This is a genomic window from Citrobacter sp. B72 (genome assembly GCF_016894305.1).
In the GTDB taxonomy this organism is placed as follows: domain Bacteria; phylum Pseudomonadota; class Gammaproteobacteria; order Enterobacterales; family Enterobacteriaceae; genus Citrobacter; species Citrobacter portucalensis.
The window spans coordinates 93,297-117,511 of the sequence record NZ_CP069801.1 but is presented as its reverse complement, the minus strand read 5'-3'; the positions used below and the strand labels follow the sequence as shown (position 1 = coordinate 117,511).

Annotated in this window: 26 protein-coding genes and 1 pseudogene; 13 read left to right on the top strand and 14 right to left on the bottom strand. The window is 47.5% G+C overall.

Annotation, left to right across the window (positions count from 1 at the left end; translation table 11 throughout):
- Positions 1-61: 61 nt before the first annotated feature.
- Positions 62-1,087, bottom strand: a complete 1,026-nt coding sequence (gene tdh, locus JQN59_RS00560) for an L-threonine 3-dehydrogenase (RefSeq protein ID WP_003024132.1) — start codon at positions 1,085-1,087, stop codon at positions 62-64.
- 9 nt (positions 1,088-1,096) lie between these two features.
- Positions 1,097-2,293, bottom strand: coding sequence for a glycine C-acetyltransferase (gene kbl / locus JQN59_RS00555; RefSeq protein ID WP_003827313.1), 1,197 nt, complete (start codon positions 2,291-2,293; stop codon positions 1,097-1,099).
- Positions 2,294-2,507: 214 nt separating this feature from the next.
- On the opposite strand from kbl, the gene rfaD reads away from it, so the two are divergent.
- From rfaD to JQN59_RS00520, 7 genes are read left to right on the top strand one after another with little or no spacing between them, the layout of a single operon-like run.
- Positions 2,508-3,440 carry an ADP-glyceromanno-heptose 6-epimerase gene (gene rfaD, locus JQN59_RS00550; protein WP_149607891.1) on the top strand — a complete coding sequence of 311 codons (933 nt, stop codon included), beginning with the start codon at positions 2,508-2,510 and terminating at the stop codon, positions 3,438-3,440.
- Between the two features lie 9 nt (positions 3,441-3,449).
- Positions 3,450-4,496 (top strand): ADP-heptose--LPS heptosyltransferase RfaF, encoded by a 1,047-nt coding sequence (gene rfaF, locus JQN59_RS00545; RefSeq protein ID WP_048215305.1) that lies wholly within the window; start codon positions 3,450-3,452, stop codon positions 4,494-4,496.
- A 3-nt stretch (positions 4,497-4,499) separates the two neighbouring features.
- Positions 4,500-5,468, top strand: coding sequence for a lipopolysaccharide heptosyltransferase RfaC (gene rfaC / locus JQN59_RS00540; RefSeq protein ID WP_103014674.1), 969 nt, complete (start codon positions 4,500-4,502; stop codon positions 5,466-5,468).
- A 16-nt stretch (positions 5,469-5,484) separates the two neighbouring features.
- Entirely contained in the window at positions 5,485-6,768 is a 1,284-nt protein-coding gene (locus JQN59_RS00535) for an O-antigen ligase family protein (protein ID WP_188110106.1), read from the top strand.
- On the top strand, positions 6,761-7,774 hold the full coding sequence (locus JQN59_RS00530) for a glycosyltransferase family 2 protein (protein WP_149607892.1): 1,014 nt from the start codon (positions 6,761-6,763) through the stop codon (positions 7,772-7,774). Before JQN59_RS00535 ends, JQN59_RS00530 begins: the two co-directional genes overlap by 8 nt.
- A 1-nt stretch (position 7,775) precedes the next feature.
- Positions 7,776-8,831 (top strand): lipopolysaccharide core heptosyltransferase RfaQ, encoded by a 1,056-nt coding sequence (gene rfaQ / locus JQN59_RS00525; protein ID WP_149607893.1) that lies wholly within the window; start codon positions 7,776-7,778, stop codon positions 8,829-8,831.
- Positions 8,832-9,776, top strand: coding sequence for a glycosyltransferase family 8 protein (locus JQN59_RS00520; RefSeq protein ID WP_149607894.1), 945 nt, complete (start codon positions 8,832-8,834; stop codon positions 9,774-9,776).
- Between the two features lie 28 nt (positions 9,777-9,804).
- Here the strand turns inward: JQN59_RS00520 and JQN59_RS00515 are convergent, their stop codons facing one another.
- From JQN59_RS00515 to JQN59_RS00500, 4 genes are read right to left on the bottom strand one after another with little or no spacing between them, the layout of a single operon-like run.
- Positions 9,805-10,812 (bottom strand): glycosyltransferase family 8 protein, encoded by a 1,008-nt coding sequence (locus JQN59_RS00515; protein ID WP_149607895.1) that lies wholly within the window; start codon positions 10,810-10,812, stop codon positions 9,805-9,807.
- 48 nt (positions 10,813-10,860) lie between these two features.
- Complete coding sequence (locus JQN59_RS00510) at positions 10,861-11,880, bottom strand: glycosyltransferase family 8 protein (protein ID WP_137377631.1); 1,020 nt, start codon at positions 11,878-11,880, stop codon at positions 10,861-10,863.
- Between the two features lie 30 nt (positions 11,881-11,910).
- The gene (gene rfaP / locus JQN59_RS00505) at positions 11,911-12,708 is read right to left on the bottom strand and encodes a lipopolysaccharide core heptose(I) kinase RfaP (RefSeq protein ID WP_048215298.1); all 798 of its coding nucleotides are present in this window, start codon (positions 12,706-12,708) and stop codon (positions 11,911-11,913) included.
- The gene (locus JQN59_RS00500; protein ID WP_149607896.1) at positions 12,701-13,825 is read right to left on the bottom strand and encodes a glycosyltransferase family 4 protein; all 1,125 of its coding nucleotides are present in this window, start codon (positions 13,823-13,825) and stop codon (positions 12,701-12,703) included. The genes rfaP and JQN59_RS00500 overlap by 8 nt, the downstream gene beginning before the upstream one ends.
- A 424-nt stretch (positions 13,826-14,249) precedes the next feature.
- On the opposite strand from JQN59_RS00500, the gene waaA reads away from it, so the two are divergent.
- Entirely contained in the window at positions 14,250-15,527 is a 1,278-nt protein-coding gene (gene waaA / locus JQN59_RS00495; protein ID WP_048215295.1) for a lipid IV(A) 3-deoxy-D-manno-octulosonic acid transferase, read from the top strand.
- An 8-nt stretch (positions 15,528-15,535) separates the two neighbouring features.
- A complete protein-coding gene (gene coaD, locus JQN59_RS00490; protein WP_003024099.1) occupies positions 15,536-16,015 on the top strand; it encodes a pantetheine-phosphate adenylyltransferase in 480 nt (159 codons plus the stop codon).
- 38 nt (positions 16,016-16,053) lie between these two features.
- On the opposite strand, the gene mutM is transcribed toward coaD, so the two are convergent.
- From mutM to radC, 4 genes are all read right to left on the bottom strand, one after another.
- The gene (mutM, locus tag JQN59_RS00485) at positions 16,054-16,863 is read right to left on the bottom strand and encodes a bifunctional DNA-formamidopyrimidine glycosylase/DNA-(apurinic or apyrimidinic site) lyase (protein ID WP_003827288.1); all 810 of its coding nucleotides are present in this window, start codon (positions 16,861-16,863) and stop codon (positions 16,054-16,056) included.
- A 99-nt stretch (positions 16,864-16,962) separates the two neighbouring features.
- Positions 16,963-17,130: a 50S ribosomal protein L33 gene (gene rpmG, locus JQN59_RS00480; RefSeq protein WP_003024094.1), complete on the bottom strand. Its 168-nt coding sequence runs from the start codon at positions 17,128-17,130 to the stop codon at positions 16,963-16,965.
- A 20-nt stretch (positions 17,131-17,150) separates the two neighbouring features.
- Positions 17,151-17,387, bottom strand: coding sequence for a 50S ribosomal protein L28 (gene rpmB / locus JQN59_RS00475; RefSeq protein ID WP_003024071.1), 237 nt, complete (start codon positions 17,385-17,387; stop codon positions 17,151-17,153).
- Between the two features lie 276 nt (positions 17,388-17,663).
- Complete coding sequence (gene radC / locus JQN59_RS00470; protein ID WP_048227329.1) at positions 17,664-18,329, bottom strand: RadC family protein; 666 nt, start codon at positions 18,327-18,329, stop codon at positions 17,664-17,666.
- Positions 18,330-18,500: 171 nt separating this feature from the next.
- Between radC and coaBC the strand changes: the two genes are divergently transcribed.
- The 3 genes from coaBC (at position 18,501) to slmA (ending at position 20,870) form a co-directional block, all read left to right on the top strand.
- Positions 18,501-19,721, top strand: coding sequence for a bifunctional phosphopantothenoylcysteine decarboxylase/phosphopantothenate--cysteine ligase CoaBC (gene coaBC, locus JQN59_RS00465; RefSeq protein ID WP_149607925.1), 1,221 nt, complete (start codon positions 18,501-18,503; stop codon positions 19,719-19,721).
- Positions 19,699-20,157: a dUTP diphosphatase gene (gene dut / locus JQN59_RS00460; protein WP_003827259.1), complete on the top strand. Its 459-nt coding sequence runs from the start codon at positions 19,699-19,701 to the stop codon at positions 20,155-20,157. Before coaBC ends, dut begins: the two co-directional genes overlap by 23 nt.
- 116 nt (positions 20,158-20,273) lie before the next feature.
- Positions 20,274-20,870: a nucleoid occlusion factor SlmA gene (gene slmA / locus JQN59_RS00455; RefSeq protein WP_003827257.1), complete on the top strand. Its 597-nt coding sequence runs from the start codon at positions 20,274-20,276 to the stop codon at positions 20,868-20,870.
- Positions 20,871-20,937: 67 nt separating this feature from the next.
- On the opposite strand, the gene pyrE is transcribed toward slmA, so the two are convergent.
- Positions 20,938-21,579, bottom strand: a complete 642-nt coding sequence (pyrE, locus tag JQN59_RS00450; RefSeq protein ID WP_020996052.1) for an orotate phosphoribosyltransferase — start codon at positions 21,577-21,579, stop codon at positions 20,938-20,940.
- A gap of 65 nt (positions 21,580-21,644) precedes the next feature.
- Positions 21,645-22,361 (bottom strand): ribonuclease PH, encoded by a 717-nt coding sequence (gene rph, locus JQN59_RS00445; RefSeq protein ID WP_003024054.1) that lies wholly within the window; start codon positions 22,359-22,361, stop codon positions 21,645-21,647.
- Positions 22,362-22,486: 125 nt separating this feature from the next.
- On the opposite strand from rph, the gene JQN59_RS00440 reads away from it, so the two are divergent.
- Positions 22,487-23,350 (top strand): YicC/YloC family endoribonuclease, encoded by an 864-nt coding sequence (locus JQN59_RS00440; protein WP_003024052.1) that lies wholly within the window; start codon positions 22,487-22,489, stop codon positions 23,348-23,350.
- A 102-nt stretch (positions 23,351-23,452) separates the two neighbouring features.
- Here JQN59_RS00440 and JQN59_RS00435 read toward each other — a convergent pair whose 3' ends face one another.
- The gene (locus JQN59_RS00435) at positions 23,453-23,893 is read right to left on the bottom strand and encodes a hypothetical protein (protein ID WP_149607897.1); all 441 of its coding nucleotides are present in this window, start codon (positions 23,891-23,893) and stop codon (positions 23,453-23,455) included.
- Between the two features lie 13 nt (positions 23,894-23,906).
- Positions 23,907-24,158, bottom strand: a pseudogene (locus JQN59_RS26855) (hypothetical protein); the annotation flags it as partial.
- Positions 24,159-24,215: the final 57 nt, after the last annotated feature.

Here is a 24,215-nt window from a genome sequence, read left to right as displayed (position 1 = left end):
CCGGATGGTAATGATAATCAACATCCGGGGACAACACACAGAATCCACAGGGTGGATACGGTTAATCCCAGCTCAGGATCACTTTCCCTGACTGGCCTGAACGCATCGCGTCAAAGCCCTGCTGGAATTCATCGATGGAGAATCGATGGGTGATGATCGGCGACAAATCCAGACCAGACTGGATCAGTGCAGCCATTTTGTACCAGGTTTCAAACATCTCACGACCGTAGATACCTTTAATAAACAGTCCCTTAAAGATAACTTTCGTCCAGTCGATGGACATATCAGATGGCGGAATACCCAGCATAGCAATACGGCCACCGTGGTTCATGGTGTCCAGCATGGCGCGAAACGCTGGCGGCGCCCCTGACATCTCCAGGCCCACATCAAACCCTTCGGTCATACCCAGTTCAGCCATCACGTCGGTCAGATTCTCTTTCGACACGTTGACCGCGCGGGTGATACCCATTTTGCGCGCCAGCTCAAGGCGATACTCATTAACGTCGGTGATCACCACGTGGCGTGCGCCAACATGCTTCGCGACCGCTGCCGCCATAATACCGATTGGACCCGCACCGGAAACCAGCACATCTTCCCCAACCAGATCGAACGACAGCGCCGTGTGCACTGCATTACCGAACGGATCGAAGATAGACGCCAGGTCGTCGGAGATATTGTCCGGGATTTTAAATGCGTTAAATGCCGGGATCACCAGGTACTCCGCAAAGCAGCCAGGGCGGTTTACACCGACACCGGTCGTATTGCGGCACAGGTGAGTACGTCCACCGCGGCAGTTACGGCAATGCCCGCAGGTGATATGACCTTCGCCTGAAACACGATCGCCGATTTTAAAGCCTTTAACTTCCTGGCCGATGCCAACAACTTCGCCGACATATTCATGCCCAACGACCATCGGTACCGGGATGGTTTTTTGCGACCATTCATCCCAGTTATAAATGTGAACGTCAGTCCCGCAGATGGCTGTTTTACGGATTTTAATCAGCAAATCGTTATGACCGACTTCCGGTTCAGGAACGTCGGTCATCCAAATGCCCTCTTCCGCTTTCAGTTTGGATAACGCTTTCATTTCACATCCTCAGGCAATAACGCCCAGTTGTTTACCAATGCGTGTGAACGCCTCAACAGCACGCGTAATCTGCTCAGGGGTATGCGCCGCAGACATCTGGGTACGGATACGCGCCTGGCCTTTTGGAACCACCGGATAGAAGAATCCGGTAACGTAAATCCCCTCTTTTTGCAGCTCGCGGGCGAATGCCTGCGCCACTACTGCATCACCCAGCATAACCGGGATGATCGCGTGATCCGCACCGGCTAACGTAAAGCCTGCGGCAGACATTTGCTCGCGGAACTGACGTGCATTCGCCCACAGGCGATCGCGCAGGTCGCTGCCAGCTTCAACCATTTCCAGCACTTTAATGGAAGCCGCAACAATCGCCGGTGCCAGTGAGTTGGAGAACAAATAAGGGCGGGAACGCTGACGCAGCCACTCAACAACTTCTTTGCGCGCTGCGGTGTAACCACCGGATGCGCCGCCGAGTGCTTTACCCAGCGTACCGGTGATGATGTCCACGCGACCCATCACGTCACAGTATTCATGGGAGCCACGACCATTTTCGCCGACAAAACCGACGGCATGGGAATCATCAACCATGACCAGCGCGTCGTATTTATCCGCCAGATCGCAAACGCCTTTCAGGTTAGCGATTACCCCATCCATAGAGAACACGCCATCAGTGGCGATCAGGATATGACGAGCGCCCGCTTCACGCGCTTCTTTCAGGCGAGCTTCCAGTTCCACCATATCGTTGTTGGCGTAACGGAAACGTTTTGCTTTACACAGACGCACGCCATCAATGATAGAAGCGTGGTTCAGGGCATCGGAAATAATTGCGTCTTCTGCGCCCAACAGCGTTTCAAACAGGCCGCCGTTGGCGTCGAAGCAAGAAGAGTAAAGGATGGCATCTTCCATACCGAGGAATGCCGCCAGTTTTTGCTCCAGTTGTTTATGGCTGTCCTGGGTACCGCAAATAAAGCGAACCGAAGCCATACCAAATCCGTGAGAATCCATACCCGCTTTTGCCGCTGCAATCAGTTCCGGATGGTTAGCCAGTCCCAGATAGTTGTTCGCACAAAAGTTAATAACGTGGCTTCCATCCGCCACGGTGATATCCGCCTGCTGGGCAGATGTAATAATGCGTTCTTCTTTAAACAATCCTTCCGCACGTGCGGTTTCGAGATCGTTCGTTAACTGTTTGTAAAAATCCCCACGCATTTCAATTCTCCAGACTGGGCAAATTTCAGCACATATTACCCAAAGCTATACGTTGATACGAGATGACGCATCATCACTTCTTCAAAATGAAGCATAAATCACGTGTACCCGCACGGCTTATCGGTGAATGGCTGAAGCCTAAGCCATGTAGTGATATGATAGAAGTATTCGTGTCTGAGATTGTCTCTGACTCCATAATTCGAAGGTTACATTTATGATCATCGTTACCGGCGGCGCGGGCTTTATCGGCAGCAACATCGTTAAGTCCCTGAATGATAAAGGCATCACCGACATCCTGGTGGTGGACAACCTGAAAGACGGCACCAAGTTTGTTAACCTGGTGGATCTGAATATTGCTGACTACATGGACAAGGAAGACTTCCTGATCCAGATTATGGCCGGGGAAGATTTCGGCGATATCGAAGCGATTTTCCACGAAGGCGCATGCTCTTCCACCACCGAGTGGGACGGCAAGTATATGATGGACAACAACTATCAATACTCCAAAGAGCTACTGCACTACTGCCTGGAGCGTGAAATCCCGTTCCTGTACGCGTCCTCTGCCGCCACCTACGGCGGTCGCACTTCTGATTTCATCGAATCCCGTGAATATGAGAAACCGCTGAACGTCTACGGCTACTCAAAATTCCTGTTCGACGAGTACGTGCGTCAGATCCTGCCAGAAGCCAATTCACAGATTGTTGGCTTCCGCTATTTCAACGTCTACGGACCGCGTGAAGGCCACAAAGGCAGCATGGCAAGCGTTGCTTTCCACCTCAACACCCAGCTTAACAATGGCGAAACGCCAAAACTGTTTGAAGGCAGTGAAAACTTCAAACGTGATTTCGTTTACGTAGGCGACGTGGCTGCGGTAAACCTGTGGTTCCTGGAAAACGGGGTTTCCGGCATCTTTAACCTCGGTACAGGTCGTGCGGAATCTTTCCAGGCCGTTGCCGATGCTACGCTGGCGTACCACAAAAAAGGCAGCATTGAGTACATTCCATTCCCGGAAAAACTGAAAGGCCGCTACCAGGCATTTACCCAGGCAGATCTGACGAACCTGCGCGCAGCGGGCTATGACAAGCCGTTTAAAACCGTCGCCGAAGGCGTCACGGAATATATGGTCTGGCTGAACCGCGACGCGTAAGAAGTTAGCATGAAAATACTGGTGATCGGCCCGTCATGGGTGGGCGACATGATGATGTCGCAAAGTCTCTATCGCACGCTCAAGGCGCGTTATCCCCAAGCGATAATCGATGTGATGGCACCTGCCTGGTGCCGTCCGTTATTGTCGCGCATGCCTGAAGTTAATGAAGCTATCGCCATGCCGCTGGGGCACGGCGCGCTGGAGATCGGCGAGCGCCGTAAACTCGGCCACAGCCTGCGTGAGAAGCGCTATGACCGCGCTTATGTGCTGCCTAACTCGTTTAAATCCGCTTTGGTGCCGTTCTTTGCGGGTATTCCCCATCGTACCGGTTGGCGTGGCGAGATGCGCTACGGCCTGCTAAACGATGCGCGCGTACTGGATAAAGACGCATGGCCGCTGATGGTCGAGCGTTATGTGGCTCTGGCTTATGACAAAGGCGTGATGCTGACGGCCAAAGATTTGCCGCAGCCTCTGTTATGGCCGCAGTTGCAGGTCAGCGAAGGTGAAAAATCGCTAACCTGTAGCCAGTTCTCCCTTTCAGCCGAACGTCCCATCATCGGCTTTTGCCCGGGTGCGGAATTTGGTCCAGCGAAACGCTGGCCACATTACCACTACGCAGAGTTGGCGAAGCAGTTGATCGATGAAGGCCATCAGATTGTGCTGTTTGGCTCAGCAAAAGACCATGAAGCTGGCAATGAGATCCTGGCAACGCTGAGCACTGAACAGCAAGCCTGGTGCCGTAATCTGGCGGGCGAAACACAGCTGGAACAGGCCGTCATTCTGCTCGCCGCCTGCAAAGCGGTCGTCACCAACGATTCTGGATTAATGCACGTGGCCGCAGCACTGAACCGTCCACTGGTCGCATTGTATGGTCCAAGCAGCCCGGATTTTACGCCTCCGCTTTCCCACAAGGCACGTGTCATTCGCCTGATTACGGGGTATCACAAAGTGCGTAAGGGCGATGCGGCAGAAGGCTATCACCAGAGCCTGATTGACATCACACCCCAGCGCGTACTGGAAGAACTCAACGACCTGTTGTTACAAGAGGAAGCCTGACGGATGCGGGTTCTGATCGTTAAAACGTCGTCTATGGGCGATGTACTGCATACGTTGCCCGCATTAACCGATGCGCAGCAGGCTATTCCGGGTATTCAATTTGATTGGGTGGTGGAAGAAGGGTTCGCTCAAATCCCCTCCTGGCATTCAGCTGTTGACCGGGTTATTCCAGTAGCGATCCGTCGCTGGCGTAAAGCCTGGTTTTCAGCACCGATTAAAGCCGAGCGTAAAGCGTTTCACGATGCGGTACGTTTACAGCATTATGACGCAATAATCGATGCTCAGGGTTTAGTTAAAAGCGCCGCGTTGGTGACACGTCTGGCACGTGGCATCAAGCATGGTATGGACTGGAGCACAGCCCGCGAACCGCTGGCGAGTCTGTTTTATAATCGCAAACATCACATAGCCAAACAGCAGCACGCGGTAGAACGTACGCGTGAATTGTTCGCCAAAAGTCTGGGGTATGCTAAACCGCAGTTGCAGGGTGATTACGCGATTGCGCAGCATTTTATGAATGAACATAAGGCTGATGCAGGCCAGTATGCTGTATTTCTGCACGCCACGACACGTGATGATAAGCACTGGCCAGAAGCCAACTGGCGGGAGCTGATTGGCCTGTTAAATAATACGGGCATCCGTATTAAACTCCCCTGGGGTGCTCCTCATGAAGAAGAGCGCGCCAAAAGGCTGGCAGAAGGGTTTCCCTACGTTGATGTCCTGCCGCGAATGAGTCTGGAAGATGTGGCTCGCATTCTGGCGGGGGCAAAGTTTGTGGTGTCGGTTGATACAGGATTGAGCCATTTAACCGCCGCGTTGGATCGCCCTAATATTACGTTGTATGGCCCAACGGATCCCGGACTGATTGGGGGATATGGGAAGAATCAATACACACAGCAAAGCCATTCCGGAAAATTGCAGGATCTTGATGCTAACTTAGTCAACATATCGCTAGTTGATAATAATTTGCTTTAACTTTAAGAGATGAACCATGCTTCGCCAACACATGTTTTCTCGTTTTATTTGTAGTATACAAAATAATCCATTCGATTTTATATACTTCTTATTTTACGCTGGGATCCTGGCAACGCTTGCGATGGTGCTGGTCAATCCAGATGAAGCACTGAAGGTATTTATTTTCTCCACGGCGCTATCTCTACCGCTTATAGGAAAAAATATAAAACATGTGTGCAGTAACAAACAAAACCTGGTTTTACCTGTTATGTTGTTGCTCTTCGGTTTACTCCAGATTATTTGGGTAGAAATATTTAAACAGCCAGGATCTGCTTTTACCGGAGCCTATAGGTCATACCAGAACGGTGGCAAAGTGATGATTTTTGCCGCACTGGTTATGACCGCTTTGGCATCGCGAGAGCCATGTGCCAACAAAACTCGCATCACCAGTATCTGGACGATTCTTACAGCAATAGGCCTGTATCTTTTCGCAGGCTACGAGGTCGCCGGGGCACCAGATATTATGACCTACCGTGTTGCGCTGGGCTTTGAACACCAAACCGGCACAGCCTACGCTCTGACGCTAATTGCATTATTAGCCTCTCAGGCCATTATTAATCTGCGTCTAAAACACACCGTTGCACTCTATCTGTTACATTTTTTGATATCGCTGGCAGTCATCATCACAACGCAAACTCGAGCTGCTATTTTGGTATACCCGATCCTGAGTGTCGGCCTATTCCTGATGTACTATCGTCACAACCGCACTATGCTATTAAGGGCACTGCTGGGTTTTGTAATACTGGTGGGGGCTGCTGCAATCCCCTTAAAACCAATCATTGAAAGCCGCTATCAGAACTTCCTGGTTGATCTGCACTCTTATAATCAAAACAATAGTAATACTTCTATCGGCGCGAGACTGGCGATGCAACGGGCAGGTATTGAAGCCGGGAAAGTGCACCACTGGGGACAGTCACTCGAACAACGCGGAGCAGAAATTCAGCGACTTGCGGTGCAGGACACCTCGCTGCAAGGGGCACTTGAGTTCATTAACGTCCACCTGCATAACGAAATAGTTGATACCTTCTCACTAAAAGGCATCCCTGGTGTTGTTGTGCTACTCTTGCTCTATACTGCCATGTTTTTAATAGCTTACTGGCAACGTAGTCCTCTGTTGTTCGTCGTCTCAGGCGCTATCGCAGTCTATGGCTTGAGTGATTTATTATTATATGCCAAAGGTGAAGCCCTGAGCAGCGTGCTGGCGTTATGTGTAGCAGCAGTACTGAGCTCGAGTCCAACAAGAGAACGATGCCATGGTTAACGCTTCCGGTTATTTACTGAGCATTATTATACCTACATACAACAACGCTGAACTCATCACAGCGACGTTGGCGTCTATACATCAGAGCATCACTGATGATGTGGAGATAATAATTGTTAATGATGGCTCTACGGATTTAACCGAAGAGCGTATAAATGCGTTTTACCGTGAAAAAGATTGTCATAATGTTAAATATATAAGTCAAAAAAATCAGGGTGTTGCAATCACCCGTAATGTTGGTCTTGCTCATGCGACAGGGAAATATATTGGTTTTGTAGACAGTGATGATATTGTCTGCCAGAATTATTTTACAATTCTCTTGCCTAAGTTAAGAGACGAAAAATATGACATCATCGAATTTAACTTAACTCGAGATATAAACAATTTGTATAAGAACGCGCCAAAAATGGAAAACAACATTACCCAGCGCGAAATAATCTTATCAGATGACAATTACGCCCCTCTATTACCAACATTCAAGGCAGGGCAATGGCATCTGATGACAAAAATCTTTCACCGCAATATCATTGGTAGCGATAAGTTCGAGGAACATCGTCGCTACGAAGACATGATTTTTTGCCCATTCCAGTATTTTAAATGCCATAAGATTCTAAAAATCGAGAATAAGTTATATTACTACCGAGTAAACGATAAAAGTATTACCGAGAACATTATTGATAGTGACGCTGACAGCATCTTCTTTGCTATGCGAAAAATGTATAACTATATTAATGAAAATAGGTCCAAGCGTACTGTTGCGACATTTATGATTATCAATTGCTTTCTCGAAGGACGTAAACTTTTACGCAAGAAAAAAGGCTATTATCGCTATAGCGAGAGTATGCTAAATGACATTCAGAATGCACTTGCATGCTGCGATACGAAAATCGTTAAGAAGAAAATAATTCTGAAGATGAAATATCCCCATATCGATCGTTCTATTTCTGAAACAAGATATAAGATAATATCTGCTTGCAAAAGCTTATTCTTGCGAAAGGGATTTTAACATGTTTGAAAAAGTTGACCGGATTCTTATTTGCAAGCTCAAGTTTTATGGGGATGTTCTGCTAACTACGCCTGTCATTGCCAGCATTCGGGCACGTTATCCACAAGCTAAGATCGATCTGTTGCTCTATAAAGATACCAAAGCAATCTTAGCTGCCCATAAAGATATCAATAATTTTTATCTGATTGAGAAAAAGCAAGGCCTGCTGTCAACAGTGAAAAATTACCTTTCAGTACGTAAACAACTGAAAAAAAATCACTACGACCTGATCGTTAACCTCACCGAACAATGGCCGATCGGCGCTCTTATAGCGTCTTTGCGTTGCCCTTCAATTGCTTTTGAGCGCGAAAAAGATCAGTGGAACCGACTTTTTACGCGAGTAACGCCATCCATTGGAACACATATTGTTGAACAAAATTTATCTATTCTAAAAGGTATCGGGTTTAGCGAAACAGAACTGAAGAAAGAGATGTCTCTTTGTTATCGCCCTGACGACTATCAACATTTAGTTACCCTACTCCCGGAATTGCCTTCACAAAAATATGTCGTTATTCAACCCACTGCCAGACAAGAGTTTAAATGCTGGGACGATGAAAAATTCGCGCATGTTATAGACCACCTTCATCGGCGTGGTCTGCATGTTTATCTTACCTGTGGGCCAGCGCTAAGTGAGCAGCAGCAGGTTCAGCGCATTGCTGAACTGTGTCAATCTTCCCCTGATCTGACGCTGGCAGGTAAAACCACCTTTTTGCAGTTGGCTGCATTGATCGATCATGCAGTTCTGTACATTGGCGTCGATTCTGCTCCTATGCATATGGCAGCGGCGCTAAAGACACCACAGGTCTGCCTGTTTGGTGCCACCAATTATCAACAGTGGAAGCCATGGTCGGATAAAGCTTTATTGATTTGGGCTGGCGATTATCATCCGATGCCTTCTCGAGATAAACTCGACAGATCTAAAAAATATCTAACATGGATACCGGAGCAAGCTGTGATTGACGCTATCGATAAGGTACTTCATGATAGTGACAATATAAAAGGTAATGAGAAAGCATAAATGGACAGCAAAAAAAACGTTATTAACATTGCTTACTGTACAGATGCCAATTATCTGGAATATGTAGCAGTGTCCATTATGTCTGTCATAATGAACAACCCGGGGCAAGATCTGTCATTCTTCGTCTTTGTCTATGACGTTACAGATGAAGAAATCAATAAACTACGTTCTACCAGTGATAAAATTCAGGTTATCAATATCGATAAGGAAGAGATTGAAAAGTATAACAATGACTTTGCAATCAAACACCTGAACCGTTCAATCTATATGCGATTAGCGGTCCCACGACTGCTTAGGGATAAGGTAGAGTCTTTTATCTATTTAGATGCAGACACACTGTGCTTCGACAGCATTCATGAAATTAATAACATTGACATTAGTGAAGTTATTTGTGCTGTCAGTCATGATTCGCTTGATAATAGTAGCAACAAAAATGCGAGACGATTAAATTTAACGACAGATTTTTATTTCAACTCCGGTTTTATGTATATTAATATCAAGAAATGGACTGAACATAATATTGAAATAAAAGCCAACCAAATATTGTTCGATCGGGTCAAACATCTCCCTTATCCGGATCAAGATGCTCTGAACATTGCTATTAATGGCAATATTAAATTTATTGATAACAAATGGAATTTTTTATTTAACTGGTTTACTGAACAACAGAAAGAGACCTTCTTTTTTCAAAAAGATACTCTACCACGTATTATCCATTTCACCGGTGGAAGGAAACCCTGGTATAAAGAACACACTGGGCTTTCACAGCAACTTTATCTTTTCTACCATCATTTCACGCCATGGCGAAATACTGAACTACGGTCTTATGCTCCACGTATGAGGCCTACTGATTATCGTGTTTACTCACGTCAGGAAGCCCAAAAGGGAAATTACTATGCCTCTCTCAAATGGTATATGAAATACCTTAAGACTAAATTACGTTAATAAAAAACTCCCTTACGGGAGTTTTTTATTATTTTTTTAATTTTTCACGCAAATAACCAATATAACTGATTACTGAGGCGAAATACTTCCCTTGTAACCTTTCATGGCGTGACTTCTTTTTGTACTGTTTTGGCGTTCTGGCAGGTAGCAGTGGAACTGTCGCCCACGGAGAAGCCTTCCAGGCTTCAACAAAGTACTGTGCTGAAGGATAGTTAGCCCATGAATTCCAGGGTTTAGTTACACCAACATAATGAATAAGAATAGTGTCATTGGTGATGTATTCTTTATATCGAGAAGTGTCTTTACTCTTTAACTCTTGTTTAATGCCATATATTGCATCGTAGATTCTAGGTAGAAAAATGGTTTTCCCTAAAAACATAATATTCAAAACATCCTGATCAAGAAACGCAAATTTCTTGGTTTTGTCCAACAGAATAGAAAATGCTTTAGCGAAAAACTGTTGTTCCTTCCACTTCTTTAAATTAGCAAAAATAACACCAGCATTAAAATATTGCTCAACAAATTCCGGAACGTTAAGTCGAGTGGCAGCATATGAACGACTGTCATCAATATCTTGAATAACTGCAGCCACATGATGCTCAAACTGAATTTTTGTTAATTCAATCAACGACCCTTTACATACCACATCGGCATCTATATATAATAAATTATCAATTTTTTCACTAAGATACTCAAATGCAATAAACCTAAAATAGGTCGCATAAGACCACGCATTCCCGCATGGCAAAACCTTTAATCCTTCAGCATTCATCACATAAACAGTTATATTCGTTGAATACTGCTTTGCTAATATTTCTAATTTTTGCTGATAGTCTGAGTCAATATAATCAGTAAAAAGATGAAAATGAATATTGATATCTTGATTATGTAGTAAAACGGACGACATCGAAACCGCCGCGCCAAACATAAAGTTCTGATCAACCCCCCAGGCGATATTGAGCTGTGGGTTTTGTTCTTTTGGAGCACCAAAGAACTCAATGGTATCCTTGATAGACTGATGACAATCAAAATTCATGTACTACACCTTTTCAATATGCTATCTGACAATTATATGCACAACTAACTAGTGTGACCGTGCGTTATGTAGTTTATTTTTTATATACATTACATGACTAAGCACCGAACGGATATATTTACGTTGTGCCCTTTCATGCCGTGACTTGCGTTTATATAGTTTTGCCGTATTTGCATTTAATAAAGATTTTTCCGCCCATGCTGATTTTTTATAGGCATCTATAAAAAACTTGGCTACCGGGTATTTGGCCCATGAATGCCATGGCTTAGTAACACCGACATAGTGTATTAATACCGTATTATCGGTGATGAAATTCTGATATAGTTTATCATTCTTATTTTTCAATTCCTGATCCACACCATAAATACAGTTAAAATCTCTTCTCAGGAAAATAACATTACCGACAAACAAGATGTTCAGCACATCCTGATCAAAATAAAGAAGCTCTTTTTGACGTTTGTCTAAAATGGAAAATGCTTTAGTCAACAACTGCTGTTCACGCCACACTTCGAGATTGGCAAATACCACGCCAGAGTTAAAGTAACCGTTACTCAGTTCAGGAATGCCGAGCCTGTTGCCGGATTTAATACGCACATCATCGATATCATTGATGACAGCCGCATATTCCCCACAGAAATTAATCTCCGTAAGCTCTTGCAATGAACCTTTACAGATAACATCGGCATCAAGATACAGTACAGAGCTTAGCTCCGTACTTAAATATTCAAATGCAAGATAACGATAGTACATCGCATAAGTCCATGATTTCGTACTCGGTAGTTCACGAAATACCGCGTTATCGAACACAAGAACCGTCACAGTCGTACTATACATTTGGGTCAGGCGTTTTACACTCTCCAGATAATCGTCATCTATATAGTCTGTTGCTATATAAAAGTGAATATCAATATCAGGGTTATTCACTAATACTGAGGTCATTGAAATGCCAGAACCAAATAAAAAATTACGGTCGACACCATACGCAACACTTAGTTTTTTACTCTTCTCATGCGTAGAGCTGTCTATGACGTGTTTTTGAATAACTAGCTTCTGGAAATCAATGTTCATAATAAAATGGCCTCAAACTTTATATGTGATTTATAGCGCTTTTCTTATTGTTCTTCGTCTTATTTTTTGCGCTTTTGTGACAGCCTGTTCAAACAACCTGACTTCCTGACGAAAGATTTCACGTAGTGGCATCGAAAAATAGACACGTAAAAAACGGTAGATATCTCTGGACGTCAGACCGATCTCAAGTGAAGAGAAATAGAGTCCGATCAAGTCCTTGTCTCGCCAGCGGCGCGGTACATGTTGACGAATTTGTGCACGATGCAGATCGATTACGGAAAGTTTGATATCCGCAATATTTTCTGGCATCGGTTGTTGGAGTAAAAAATGGCAAATATAGCAATCCCGATGATTTACTCCACCCCGATGCATTTTACCCACCATTTCTGCCACACGGGTAATAATGGTCCGTTTTAATACAAAATCAGGACGCTCAACTCCCCACCCGGCACAAAAATCTTCAAGGCTGATGGCGGGAGAAAGGTCCTCAGTGATGATAAACGAGGTTCGCTCTAACGGATTCAGACCTTTTTGACCAAATGCAACCCCTGTCATAGTATCAACATTCAGTTCTTTTAAGCGGTGAATCGCCAGCCACTCACGGTCGGCACCCAGTACAGGCATACGCAGAGATATAAGGTTCTTCACCACTTCTTTAAGCGTGGTTCCATGATGATATTTAAGAAAATAACCCTTTCCCATCATCTCAAAACGTAGGGTACGCCGTGTTTCCAGAGCGCGAAAAACCTCACCATCCAGCTTAGTGACTTCAGTAAACGGGTCTTTTCCTTGCCACTGCGTGGCAAATGGTTCTTTTAATTCAATCATTCTTAGGACCTAAAATGATATCTGCAGCTTTATCTGCCAGTCTGTAGAGATCTTCTGTATCAGCAAAATGCCGCGCGTTTCCGGCCCAACAACTTCTCTGCTCATTATTTTGCAGCGCATCGAAAAGTACAGTATTCAGATTTTCCTGCTCAAAAGGTTCAGGAATCACCACCCCACATTGTGCGGCGTTGATATAACCCGCATAGCCGCAAACTTCGGTAGTTAATACCGGTAGCCCGGCAACTACAGCTTCTAGCAAGACAATACCGGCAGCTTCCTGTACAGCGGGGTGAAGTAATAAATCAGCAGCAGACATCAATTCTGCGACATCGTCTCGCCCCGAGAAGAACTGCACTTGTTCTTCAACCCCCAATTGACGAGCCTGAGCGCGATAGCGATCGGCCTTATCCTGACCAACAACCATCAATCGCGTGCGGTGGCGGATGACATCAGGCAAAGAAGCCAACGCCTGTAATGTTCTTGGCACGCCTTTGCGTTTGAAATCGGAACCTACCTGTAAGAGTAAGTACTGATCGAGACCAATACCGTTTTTTTCTCTGACAACCTGCCGGCTGTTTTCAGGTTGTTGGCTGTACTTTCGGTCAGGATAGATTCCTGGTGGCAGGATACAAAAACGCTGGCTCTCAGTTTGGTAATGATGTTTGAAGTCACCAATTTGCTTATCGGTTAACATCAAAAGCGTAGTGCCGGCACCCCGCTGAAATACAGCTTGTTCAAATGCAGAATAGTGTCGGTACCTGCTAGTCAATTTGTAGAAAAAGCCTTTCTCGCGGGCGACCTTTTCTGCATAGCAAACGTCCGCAGCGTAATACACATCCAACCCAGGCATTTTATTAAAACCAACGACACGATCGACGGGATGTTGAGTTAAATAATTCTGAACCCACTGATAATATTGCTCGTTTTTCCCATGATTCGTTCTGGATGTGACGGGGACGAGTATAATCTCCAGCCCTTTCGGACGCTCGCCCTGCCATGACTGGGTAAATACCTGAACATGATGGCCACGAGAAGCAACCGTCAGCGCTACCCGCAAGAAATCACGTTGTAACCCACCATAGGGAAAATACTTGTACAAACAAAAAGCAATATTCATGCATTAATATCCGCATCGCGTCGCCAGGCATGTCAGGTTTGAAGCATCAGAATCGTGTAATCCTTGCCTAAAGCATCCAAAGATGACTTTCTGTGCTTTCGAAACGTTTCTGCCCGCTAGCTACCTGAAATTGCGCAGTAGTATATCATTTATTATCACGCATTCCGAAATGAATATTTTTTGAACAAAATACAAAATAAACCATGAAAAACATACAGATAAAAAAGACACCAGTTCATCAGAAAACGTACACCGCACAAGAGGTTAAGACATATAAATGCGGCCATGTGCATTTTTGAAATAGCCATCAGCGAAATCGGTCCCTCATCAATTCCATCGTTTTGATACAACCTGGATAAAAATGATGGTAAAGCCATAGTTAAATACATAGAATCCCCAGCACATTCATAAGTCAGCTACCATTATGCTCGAATTGCTTTACACCGCCCTTTTCTACCTTATTCAGCCTTTGATCTGGATACGGCTTTGGGTGCGCGGACGTAAGGCTCCGGCCTACCGTAAACGCTGGGGCGAACGCTACGGCTTTTATCGCCGCCCGCTAAAACCTGGCGGCATCATGCTTCATTCGGTTTCTGTGGGCGAAACGCTGGCTGCAATCCCATTAGTTCGCGCTCTGCGACATCGTTATCCCGACTTGCCGATCACGGTAACCACCATGACGCCAACCGGTTCCGAGCGCGTACAATCTGCTTTTGGTACTGACGTTCAGCACATTTATTTACCATACGATTTACCGGATGCCCTGAACCGTTTTCTGAATAAAGTTGACCCCAAACTGGTGTTAATTATGGAAACCGAGCTGTGGCCAAATCTGATCGCGGCACTCCATAAGCGCCACATTCCTCTGGTCATTGCCAACGCACGTCTTTCTGCTCGTTCAGCCGCTGGTTATGCGAAATTAGGTAAATTTGTTGGCAGACTACTGCGTCGAATTACGTTGATTGCCGCACAAAACGAAGAAGATGGCGCACGTTTTATTACGCTTGGCGCCAGAAGCAATCAAGTCACCGTTACTGGCAGCCTGAAGTTTGATATATCCGTAACACCGCAACTGGCCGCAAAAGCGGTGACATTACGTCGTCAATGGGCGCCTCACCGCCCGGTATGGATTGCAACCAGCACCCACGACGGCGAAGAAAGCATCATCATTGCCGCCCATCAGGCGTTATTAAATCAGTTCCCGAATCTTTTATTGATTCTGGTTCCCAGACATCCAGAACGGTTCCCGGATGCCATTAACCTCGTACGCCAGGCTGGACTAAGCTATACCACTCGTTCTTCGGGTGAAGTTCCATCATCAGGTACTCAGGTTGTGATCGGCGATACCATGGGTGAGCTGATGTTGCTGTATGGCATTGCCGACCTTGCTTTTGTCGGCGGTTCACTGGTTGAACGTGGTGGACACAACCCGCTGGAAGCGGCAGCGCATGCTATTCCGGTGTTGATGGGACCACATACGTTTAATTTTAAAGATATTTGCGCCCGTCTCGAACAGGCAAGCGGATTGATCACCGTCACCGACGCAGCTACGCTGGTGAAAGAGGTCTCTTCCTTACTGACCGATGCAGATTATCGTAATTTTTATGGCCGTCACGCAGTTGAAGTTCTGTATCAAAATCAGGGCGCTCTACAGCGTCTGCTGCAACTGCTGGAACCTTACCTGCCACCCAAAACGCATTGAGGCAAGTCATGCAAAAACGGGCGATTTATCCAGGAACCTTTGATCCTATTACTAACGGCCACCTCGATATCGTGACGCGTGCGACAAGCATGTTTGATCACGTGATTCTGGCGATTGCCGCAAGCCCCAGTAAAAAGCCGATGTTTACTCTGGAAGAGCGCGTTGAGCTGGCACAACAGGCAACGGCGCATCTTGGCAATGTGGAAGTGCTGGGATTCAGCGATCTGATGGCAAACTTTGCCCGTGATAATCAGGCGAACATTCTGATCCGTGGCCTGCGCGCGGTAGCCGATTTTGAGTATGAAATGCAGCTGGCTCATATGAACCGCCACCTCATGCCACAGCTGGAAAGCGTTTTTCTGATGCCATCTAAAGAGTGGTCATTTATCTCATCGTCACTGGTGAAAGAAGTTGCCCGCCACCAGGGTGACGTGACGCACTTTTTACCGGAAAACGTCCATCAGGCGTTAATGAGTAAACTGAAGTAATGCACCTGGCCGGATGCAGCATCCGGCCAGCAATGAAACTATTTCTGACAGCGACGACAATAGAACGTTGTACGCTGGGCGTGTTTTGTCGCAACAATCGGTGCGCCACATGCGCGGCAAGGTTCACCTTCTCTCCCATAGACCTGCAGCTCCTGGGCAAAATAGCCAGGCTTACCGTCACTTTGCAGAAAGTCCTTCAGCGTCGTCCCGCCCTGCTCGATAGAACGCAGCAACACCGCCTTAATAACGCGTACCAGCAATTCACACTCATCTTTCGACAATGATGACGCAAGACGGTCAGGATGAATCCCAGCCGCAAATAGCGACTCGCTGGCGTAGATATTACCCACACCCACCACCAGCTTGTTATCCATCAGCCAGGGTTTAATCGCCGTTTTCTTCTTCGCACATTTCTGCTGTAGATAATTGGCGTTGAAATCGTCGCTCAGCGGCTCAGGGCCAAGATGAGCGAGGACATTATGTCCATCCAGTTCTTTAGTCCACAGCCAGGCGCCAAAGCGACGGGGATCGGTATAACGCAGAACTTTGCCGTTGCTCATCACTAAGTCAACGTGGTCGTGCTTGTCTGCCGGAAGCTCTTCAGGAAGGATACGCAAGCTACCCGACATCCCCAGATGAATGATTATCCAGCCATCCGCCAGTTCTAGCAGCAGGTATTTCGCGCGCCGCTGTACGCTGAGGACAGGTTGATCACTCAGACGATAGATTTCCTCAGATACTGGCCAACGCAAACGACCGTTACGCACCGTCGCGTGCATAATCGTTGCCCCCACCAGATGCGGCTCAATACCACGGCGGCTGGTTTCGACTTCAGGTAATTCAGGCATAGTATCTCCGGCGGTATGTCAGGTCTCATTAATATGGGGACGGCCAGAAAAACAAAAAACCCCGCCGAGGCAGGGTTTTTCTTTACATCAAAACGAAAATTATTTGATTTTCGCTTCTTTGTATAAAACGTGCTGACGAACAACTGGATCGAACTTTTTCAGTTCCAGTTTTTCCGGCTTAGTACGTTTGTTCTTCGTAGTGGTATAGAAGTGACCAGTACCAGCAGAAGAAACCAGCTTGATTTTCTCACGAATACCTTTAGCCATGATTTATTTCCTCTTAGTACTTAGTACTTTTCGCCACGGGCACGCAGTTCAGACAGAACTGTTTCGATGCCTTTCTTATCAATAACACGCATACCTTTAGCAGATACACGCAGGGTGACAAAACGCTTCTCGCTCTCAACCCAAAAACGGTGAGAGTGCAGGTTAGGCAGGAAACGGCGTTTAGTCGCGTTCAGTGCGTGGGAACGGTTGTTACCGGTCACCGGACGCTTGCCAGTAACTTGGCAGACTCGGGACATGTCTATTCTCCAAAAATCAAATTAGCTCGAGCTTCGTATGGGGTATTGGCGCCTCGTCAGGCTTCTCAGCCCGGTTATCGCAGTTCAATACACTTAATCTTTCAATGTTGCCTCGTCATTGGACGCAACAAGAATGATTTTGCGTATTTGCGAACTCTCGATTGCCAGGCCCAAATGCCAAACCCGAGATTCTCAAAGGTGGCGTAGTATACGCTGAGTCAGCGATGTGCTCAAGTCCCGAACAGACAAAGATCCCGATGGATCGCGTAAAGTGCGTTAAATCCAACCGCGTTCCGCAAAAGAAACGTACTCTCCGCGCCCAATGACCAGATGATCAAGCACCCGGATATCCATGAACTGACAGCATTTCACAACACGCTCGGTGATGAGTTTATCTGCTTTACTGGGCTCTGCACACCCCGAAGGGTGATTATGCGCAAGGATCACCGCAGAAGCATTCATTTTTATCGCTTCACGGACAATTTCTCTCGGATGTACCTCGACATGGCTAAGCGTACCGGAAAAAAGTTTGCTGTGTTTAATCACGCGATGTTGAGAATCCATAAAGATCACCAGAAAGATCTCGCGTTCCTCTTGCGAAAGCTGGCTTTGCAGAAATTCACGCGCCATTTCCGGACTAAGTAGAGCCCGCTCCTCTATCATTCGCACGTTGTAGTAGCGTCTTGCCAGCTCCGCAATCCCCTTCAACTGTGCGTACTTCGCGATACCGATTCCCTGAACATAGCTAAAATCCATGTAATCAGCAGACAGCAGACCATACAGCGACTCAAAATGCTGAAGCATCTCTTTCGCCAGCGTAAGCACATCTTTACCCTGCATGCCGGTACGTAAAAAAAGAGCCAAAAGCTCAACATCGGTCAGAGAACTGGCCCCCTGCGCCAACAGCTTTTCCCGGGGCATCATACTTCCTGTATTTTCCATGCTTCTCCCTCCTCTCGCGTCCGCATAGTGGCATAACACCGACGGTGAATCGACGTGCTGTTTTCACTTCTTCGTAGCGCCTCGCAAAGTGGAGTACGGTCAAAAGCACGACAAATTGCGGATTGTGATAAAATATCCGCCTTCTGGTGAAACCCAACAGGAAAGATCATGATGAGCCTGGCCGGTAAAAAAATCGTACTTGGCGTCAGTGGCGGTATTGCTGCGTACAAGACCCCTGAGTTGGTGCGTCGTTTACGGGAACGCGGCGCTGACGTCCGCGTGGCGATGACCGAAGCGGCAAAAGCATTTATTACTCCCCTGAGTTTACAGGCGGTTTCAGGTTATCCCGTTTCCGACAGCCTGCTTGACCCCGCAGCCGAAGCCGCGATGGGCCACATTGAGCTGGGAAAATGGGCCGATTTGGTCATCCTGGCACCCGCTACAGCAGACCTGATTGCTCGTGTCGCCGCAGGTATGGCCAACGACCTGGTGTCAACGATTTGTCTGGCAACGCCTGCTCCTGTTGCTGTACTGCCAGCCATGAACCAGCAGATGTATCGCGCTGCCGCGACCCAGCACAATCTGGGTATTCTTGCCTCACGCGATTTGCTCATTTGGGGTCCTGACAGCGGTAGTCAGGCATGTGGTGATATCGGCCCTGGACGTATGCTGGATCCGTTAACGATTGTGGATATGGCGGCAGAACATTTTTCACCTGTCAACGATCTGCAACATCTCAAGATCATGATTACGGCGGGCCCGACGCGTGAACCGCTTGATCCCGTGCGTTATATTTCCAACCACAGTTCCGGGAAGATGGGGTTTGCGATCGCGGCCGCTGCCGCAAAGCGCGGTGCAAACGTCACACTGGTATCGGGTCCGGTTTCGTTATCCACACCACCATTTGTTCAGCGGGTTGATGTGATGACCGCGCTGGAAATGGAAGCCGCTGTGCAATCTGCGGTTCAACAACAGCATATTTTTATCGGTTGCGCTGCAGTCGCTGATTATCGCGCTGAAACTGTCGCCCACGAAAAAATAAAAAAACAAGCGACGCAGGGTGATGAATTAACAGTAAAAATGGTCAAAAACCCGGACATTATCGCCGGTGTTGCCGCACTGGATGCTAACCGTCCTTTTGTCGTTGGGTTTGCCGCCGAAACAAATAATGTGGAAGAATATGCCCGGCAAAAACGCATCCGCAAAAACCTTGATGTGATCTGTGCGAACGACGTTTCGCTGTCAACTCAAGGGTTTAACAGCGATAGCAACGCATTACACCTTTTTTGGCAGGATGGAGACAAAGTCTTACCGCTTGAGCGTAAAGAACTCCTGGGCCAATTATTACTCGACGAGATCGTGACCCGTTATGATGAAAAAAATCGACGTTAAGATTCTGGACCCGCGCGTAGGGCAACAATTTCCGCTCCCGACGTACGCCACTTCTGGTTCTGCCGGACTTGACCTGCGTGCTTGTCTTGATGACGCCGTAGAGCTGGCGCCGGGCGCAACAACGCTGGTGCCAACCGGGTTAGCTATCCACATTGCCGATCCTTCTCTGGCAGCGGTAATGCTCCCGCGCTCCGGGCTGGGCCATAAGCACGGTATCGTGCTGGGCAATCTGGTTGGTTTGATTGATTCCGACTACCAGGGCCAACTGATGGTGTCCGTCTGGAACCGTGGTCAGGACAGCTTCACTATTGAGCCGGGCGAACGTATCGCGCAGATGGTATTTGTACCGGTCGTGCAGGCTGAATTTAATCTGGTGGAAGAGTTTGAAGCCACCGATCGTGGCGAAGGTGGCTTCGGCCATTCCGGGCGCAAGTAACCCGCAGAAAAGCATCCCATAGCGTAATAACGCAATAACACACCGCAAACAACAGTTTGCGGTCGCTGTGTGGATGCCTGCCTGGCAAGAGCTTATTTTCAGGGGTATTTTGTAACATGGTAGAAAAGCAAACTGCGAAAAGGAATCGTCGCGAAGAAATACTTCAGTCTCTGGCACTGATGCTTGAGTCCAGCGATGGTAGCCAACGCATCACCACAGCAAAGCTGGCAGCCTCAGTTGGCGTATCCGAAGCGGCATTGTATCGCCATTTCCCCAGCAAGACCCGTATGTTCGATAGCCTGATTGAGTTTATCGAAGATAGTCTGATTACGCGTATCAATCTGATTTTGAAAGATGAAAAAGACACCAACGCGCGTCTGCGTCTGATCGTTCTGCTGATTTTAGGGTTTGGTGAGCGTAATCCAGGCCTGACACGAATTCTGACCGGACACGCGTTGATGTTCGAGCAAGACCGTCTGCAAGGTCGCATTAACCAACTTTTTGAGCGCATTGAAGCGCAGTTGCGCCAGGTTCTGCGAGAAAAAAGAATGCGTGAAGGTGAAGGCTACACCGTGGATGAAACGCTGCTGGCCAGCCAGTTACTGGCTTTCTGCGAAGGTATGCTGTCCCGGTTTGTACGTAGCGAATTTAAATACCGCCCAACGGATGATTTTGACACCCGCTGGCCGTTGGTTGCAGCTCAATTGCAGTAGCGATTTTGTCTTGTCCGGCCTACGGGGGTTACGTAGGCCGGACAAGCGCAGCGCCATCCGGCAGTTCTTAAACGCCGTACGCTTCGCGATAGGCCCGTACTGCCACCAGATGCTCCGCCATCTCTGGCTTCTCTTCCAGATACGCAATCAGATCTTTCAGGGTAATGATAGAAATCACCTTGCAGCCATAATCGCGTTCCACTTCCTGAATCGCGGAAATCTCGCCGCGACCGCGTTCCTGACGATCGAGAGAAATCAGTACCCCCGCCAGAGTGGCGCCATTCGCCTGAATAATCTCCATCGACTCACGAATAGCCGTACCTGCGGTGATAACATCATCTACCAGCATGACACGCCCCTCAAGTGCGCTACCTACCAGATTACCGCCTTCGCCATGGGTCTTCGCCTCTTTGCGGTTAAAGCAGTACGGCATATCTTTATCGTGGTGTTCCGCCAGCGCAACGGCCGTTGTGGTCGCAATCGGAATACCTTTGTAGGCAGGGCCAAACAGCAAATCGAACTCAATACCGGAATCCACCAGCGCTTCGGCATAAAAACGGCCTAACAGTGCCAGGTCGCGCCCGGTATTAAACAGCCCGGCGTTGAAGAAATAGGGGCTTTTGCGCCCGGATTTCAGCGTAAATTCGCCAAACTTTAGTACCTGCTTGCTAAGCGCAAACTCAATAAACTGGCGCTGATACGGTTTCATGGATTCGCTCCTCATCTCACTTTATTACAGACAAAAAAAAGGCGACTCATCAGTCGCCTTTAAAATCAATTTTCTAACGCCGCCTTCTGCGTCGCTACAATGGATTCGATTCCCCCTCGGGCCAATGCCAGTAGGGTGAGAAGTTCTTCATGGCTGAACGGTTCGCCTTCCGCCGTACCCTGAACCTCTATAATGCGACCGTCCTCAGTCATCACTACGTTCATGTCGGTTTCAGCAGCAGAGTCTTCAACGTACTCAAGGTCACAGAGTGCTTCACCGTTCACAATGCCCACGGAAACCGCGGCGACCATCCCTTTCATCGGGTTAGTTTTCAGCTTACCGCTCGCCACCAGCTTGTTCAGCGCATCAGCCAACGCAACGCATGCGCCGGTAATTGATGCGGTGCGCGTACCGCCATCGGCCTGAATAACATCGCAGTCCAGCGTAATTGTGAATTCGCCGAGCGTTTTCAGATCAACAGCTGCGCGCAGCGCGCGGGCGATCAGACGCTGGATTTCCATGGTACGACCGCCCTGCTTACCTTTCGCCGCTTCACGGGCGTTACGGGTGTGCGTGGCGCGTGGCAGCATGCCATATTCTGCGGTGATCCAGCCCTGGCCCTGACCTTTCAAAAAACGTGGGACGCCTTCATCAATAGAAGCGGTACACAGCACTTTGGTATCACCAAATTCGACCAGCACGGAGCCTTCAGCGTGTTTTGTATAATTACGGGTCAGGGTGACGGGACGCACCTGATTGGCACTACGACCTGCTGGACGCATGATAAAATCTCCGGCTTGAAACGAATGTGGCTGCGCATTATACGGACTTCCGACTGTTATTCCTATCCTGACAAGACGCGGATGGCTATAATCCTCCCATCTCATCTTTAAAAACAGGAACGTCTATGATCCGCAGCATGACCGCCTACGCCCGGCGTGAAATCAAGGGTGAATGGGGTAGCGCCACCTGGGAAATGCGCTCGGTAAACCAGCGTTATCTGGAAACTTATTTTCGCCTGCCGGAGCAGTTCCGTAGTCTCGAACCCGTTGTTCGCGAACGTATTCGCACGCGTCTGACGCGCGGTAAAGTCGAATGTACGCTGCGTTTTGAGCCTGATGCCAGCGCGCAAGGCGAGCTGATTCTGAATGAAAAACTCGCTAAACAGCTCGTTAGCGCTGCTAACTGGGTCAAAATGCAGAGCGATGAAGGTGAAATCAACCCAGTTGATATCCTGCGCTGGCCTGGCGTAATGGCTGCCCAGGAGCAGGATCTGGACGCCATTGCCGCCGAAATCCTCGCCGCGCTTGACGGTACGCTGGATGACTTCATCGTTGCGCGTGAAACCGAAGGTCAGGCGCTGAAGGCGCTGATCGAGCAGCGTCTGGAAGGCGTCAGTGCTGAAGTCACAAAAGTGCGTGCTCATATGCCGGAAATCCTGCAATGGCAGCGCGAGCGTCTGGTAGCCAAACTGGAAGACGCCCAGGTGCAGTTGGAGAATAACCGCCTTGAGCAAGAGCTGGTGCTGATGGCGCAGCGTATCGATGTGGCGGAAGAACTGGATCGCCTGGAAGCTCACGTCAAAGAAACCTACAACATTCTGAAGAAAAAAGAGGCGGTTGGCCGTCGTCTGGACTTCATGATGCAGGAATTCAACCGTGAGTCGAACACTCTGGCATCGAAGTCTATCAATGCCGAAGTGACGAATTCCGCGATTGAACTGAAGGTACTGATCGAGCAAATGCGCGAGCAGATTCAGAATATCGAGTAATTTTGCGTACCATACCTATGCTATCGTAAAGCACAGGATAGCCTGCTAAATGCGGGCTATCCCTACCGCCAATAAGTGCTGATTGATATAAAATTGGAGTAATTATTTATCTGGCATATATTTGTCGTTATAAAGACTCTTCAGAATATCAACCCGAACAGCGTTGCTGCTGTTCATATTCACAACTGTCAGTACTTCATCAGATCCCCTGAGGCGCCAGCATTCTGCCTCTATATCGCATTTTTCCTGTTTTTCATAGCCCGCCATTGAGAGATATTCACTAATTTTCCACGTATCCTTGGTATTATAGAACGTCACACTCCATACATCAGCCTTAGGGCCAGAAATGTTCGTATAATTAAAGTCATACACTTGGGATATTCTCGGCATTTTTTTTAAAACTTGGGGAGTGTAATAATCATATTTGGCTTTATCAAACTCTGAATATTGTGCGTTACCTGCAAGTCTCATTTTAATATTAGGCCAGAAATAAGAGCTGCATATAGCTATTACCATCAGCACTATTATGACTGCCTGTTTCATATGTTTCCCTTTTTTACCAGTTAACGACCGTTCCATCTCTGGAAACTATTTTAACGTTACCAGAACTGAAGTCGCTGTAAGGTATCACTGTTCTCATGAATGAGGGTAAAACACCCTTTACAGGAAGAGCTAAAGCTGATTTCATCGGATCGGGAAATAAAATCGGTTGGAATGAGGTGTTTTTAAAAGAGCCGATTGGACCATAATAATCCCAACGTCTGAGGGCTTCCTCTTTGCTGACGGGCTGCAATAGCGGGAATGGGTTACTATCTTACGCTCATGTCTATCACTCCGACTCACTTAATGCTGAAAATTTTGCTGT

Coding starts and splice junctions, on each gene's coding strand:
- tdh (WP_003024132.1), bottom strand. CDS start 1,087: ATGAAAGCGTTATCCAAACTGAAAGCGGAAGAGGGCATTTGGATGACC.
- kbl (WP_003827313.1), bottom strand. CDS start 2,293: ATGCGTGGGGATTTTTACAAACAGTTAACGAACGATCTCGAAACCGCA.
- rfaD (WP_149607891.1), top strand. CDS start 2,508: ATGATCATCGTTACCGGCGGCGCGGGCTTTATCGGCAGCAACATCGTT.
- rfaF (WP_048215305.1), top strand. CDS start 3,450: ATGAAAATACTGGTGATCGGCCCGTCATGGGTGGGCGACATGATGATG.
- rfaC (WP_103014674.1), top strand. CDS start 4,500: ATGCGGGTTCTGATCGTTAAAACGTCGTCTATGGGCGATGTACTGCAT.
- JQN59_RS00535 (WP_188110106.1), top strand. CDS start 5,485: ATGCTTCGCCAACACATGTTTTCTCGTTTTATTTGTAGTATACAAAAT.
- JQN59_RS00530 (WP_149607892.1), top strand. CDS start 6,761: ATGGTTAACGCTTCCGGTTATTTACTGAGCATTATTATACCTACATAC.
- rfaQ (WP_149607893.1), top strand. CDS start 7,776: ATGTTTGAAAAAGTTGACCGGATTCTTATTTGCAAGCTCAAGTTTTAT.
- JQN59_RS00520 (WP_149607894.1), top strand. CDS start 8,832: ATGGACAGCAAAAAAAACGTTATTAACATTGCTTACTGTACAGATGCC.
- JQN59_RS00515 (WP_149607895.1), bottom strand. CDS start 10,812: ATGAATTTTGATTGTCATCAGTCTATCAAGGATACCATTGAGTTCTTT.
- JQN59_RS00510 (WP_137377631.1), bottom strand. CDS start 11,880: ATGAACATTGATTTCCAGAAGCTAGTTATTCAAAAACACGTCATAGAC.
- rfaP (WP_048215298.1), bottom strand. CDS start 12,708: ATGATTGAATTAAAAGAACCATTTGCCACGCAGTGGCAAGGAAAAGAC.
- JQN59_RS00500 (WP_149607896.1), bottom strand. CDS start 13,825: ATGAATATTGCTTTTTGTTTGTACAAGTATTTTCCCTATGGTGGGTTA.
- waaA (WP_048215295.1), top strand. CDS start 14,250: ATGCTCGAATTGCTTTACACCGCCCTTTTCTACCTTATTCAGCCTTTG.
- coaD (WP_003024099.1), top strand. CDS start 15,536: ATGCAAAAACGGGCGATTTATCCAGGAACCTTTGATCCTATTACTAAC.
- mutM (WP_003827288.1), bottom strand. CDS start 16,863: ATGCCTGAATTACCTGAAGTCGAAACCAGCCGCCGTGGTATTGAGCCG.
- rpmG (WP_003024094.1), bottom strand. CDS start 17,130: ATGGCTAAAGGTATTCGTGAGAAAATCAAGCTGGTTTCTTCTGCTGGT.
- rpmB (WP_003024071.1), bottom strand. CDS start 17,387: ATGTCCCGAGTCTGCCAAGTTACTGGCAAGCGTCCGGTGACCGGTAAC.
- radC (WP_048227329.1), bottom strand. CDS start 18,329: ATGGAAAATACAGGAAGTATGATGCCCCGGGAAAAGCTGTTGGCGCAG.
- coaBC (WP_149607925.1), top strand. CDS start 18,501: ATGAGCCTGGCCGGTAAAAAAATCGTACTTGGCGTCAGTGGCGGTATT.
- dut (WP_003827259.1), top strand. CDS start 19,699: ATGATGAAAAAAATCGACGTTAAGATTCTGGACCCGCGCGTAGGGCAA.
- slmA (WP_003827257.1), top strand. CDS start 20,274: ATGGTAGAAAAGCAAACTGCGAAAAGGAATCGTCGCGAAGAAATACTT.
- pyrE (WP_020996052.1), bottom strand. CDS start 21,579: ATGAAACCGTATCAGCGCCAGTTTATTGAGTTTGCGCTTAGCAAGCAG.
- rph (WP_003024054.1), bottom strand. CDS start 22,361: ATGCGTCCAGCAGGTCGTAGTGCCAATCAGGTGCGTCCCGTCACCCTG.
- JQN59_RS00440 (WP_003024052.1), top strand. CDS start 22,487: ATGATCCGCAGCATGACCGCCTACGCCCGGCGTGAAATCAAGGGTGAA.
- JQN59_RS00435 (WP_149607897.1), bottom strand. CDS start 23,893: ATGAAACAGGCAGTCATAATAGTGCTGATGGTAATAGCTATATGCAGC.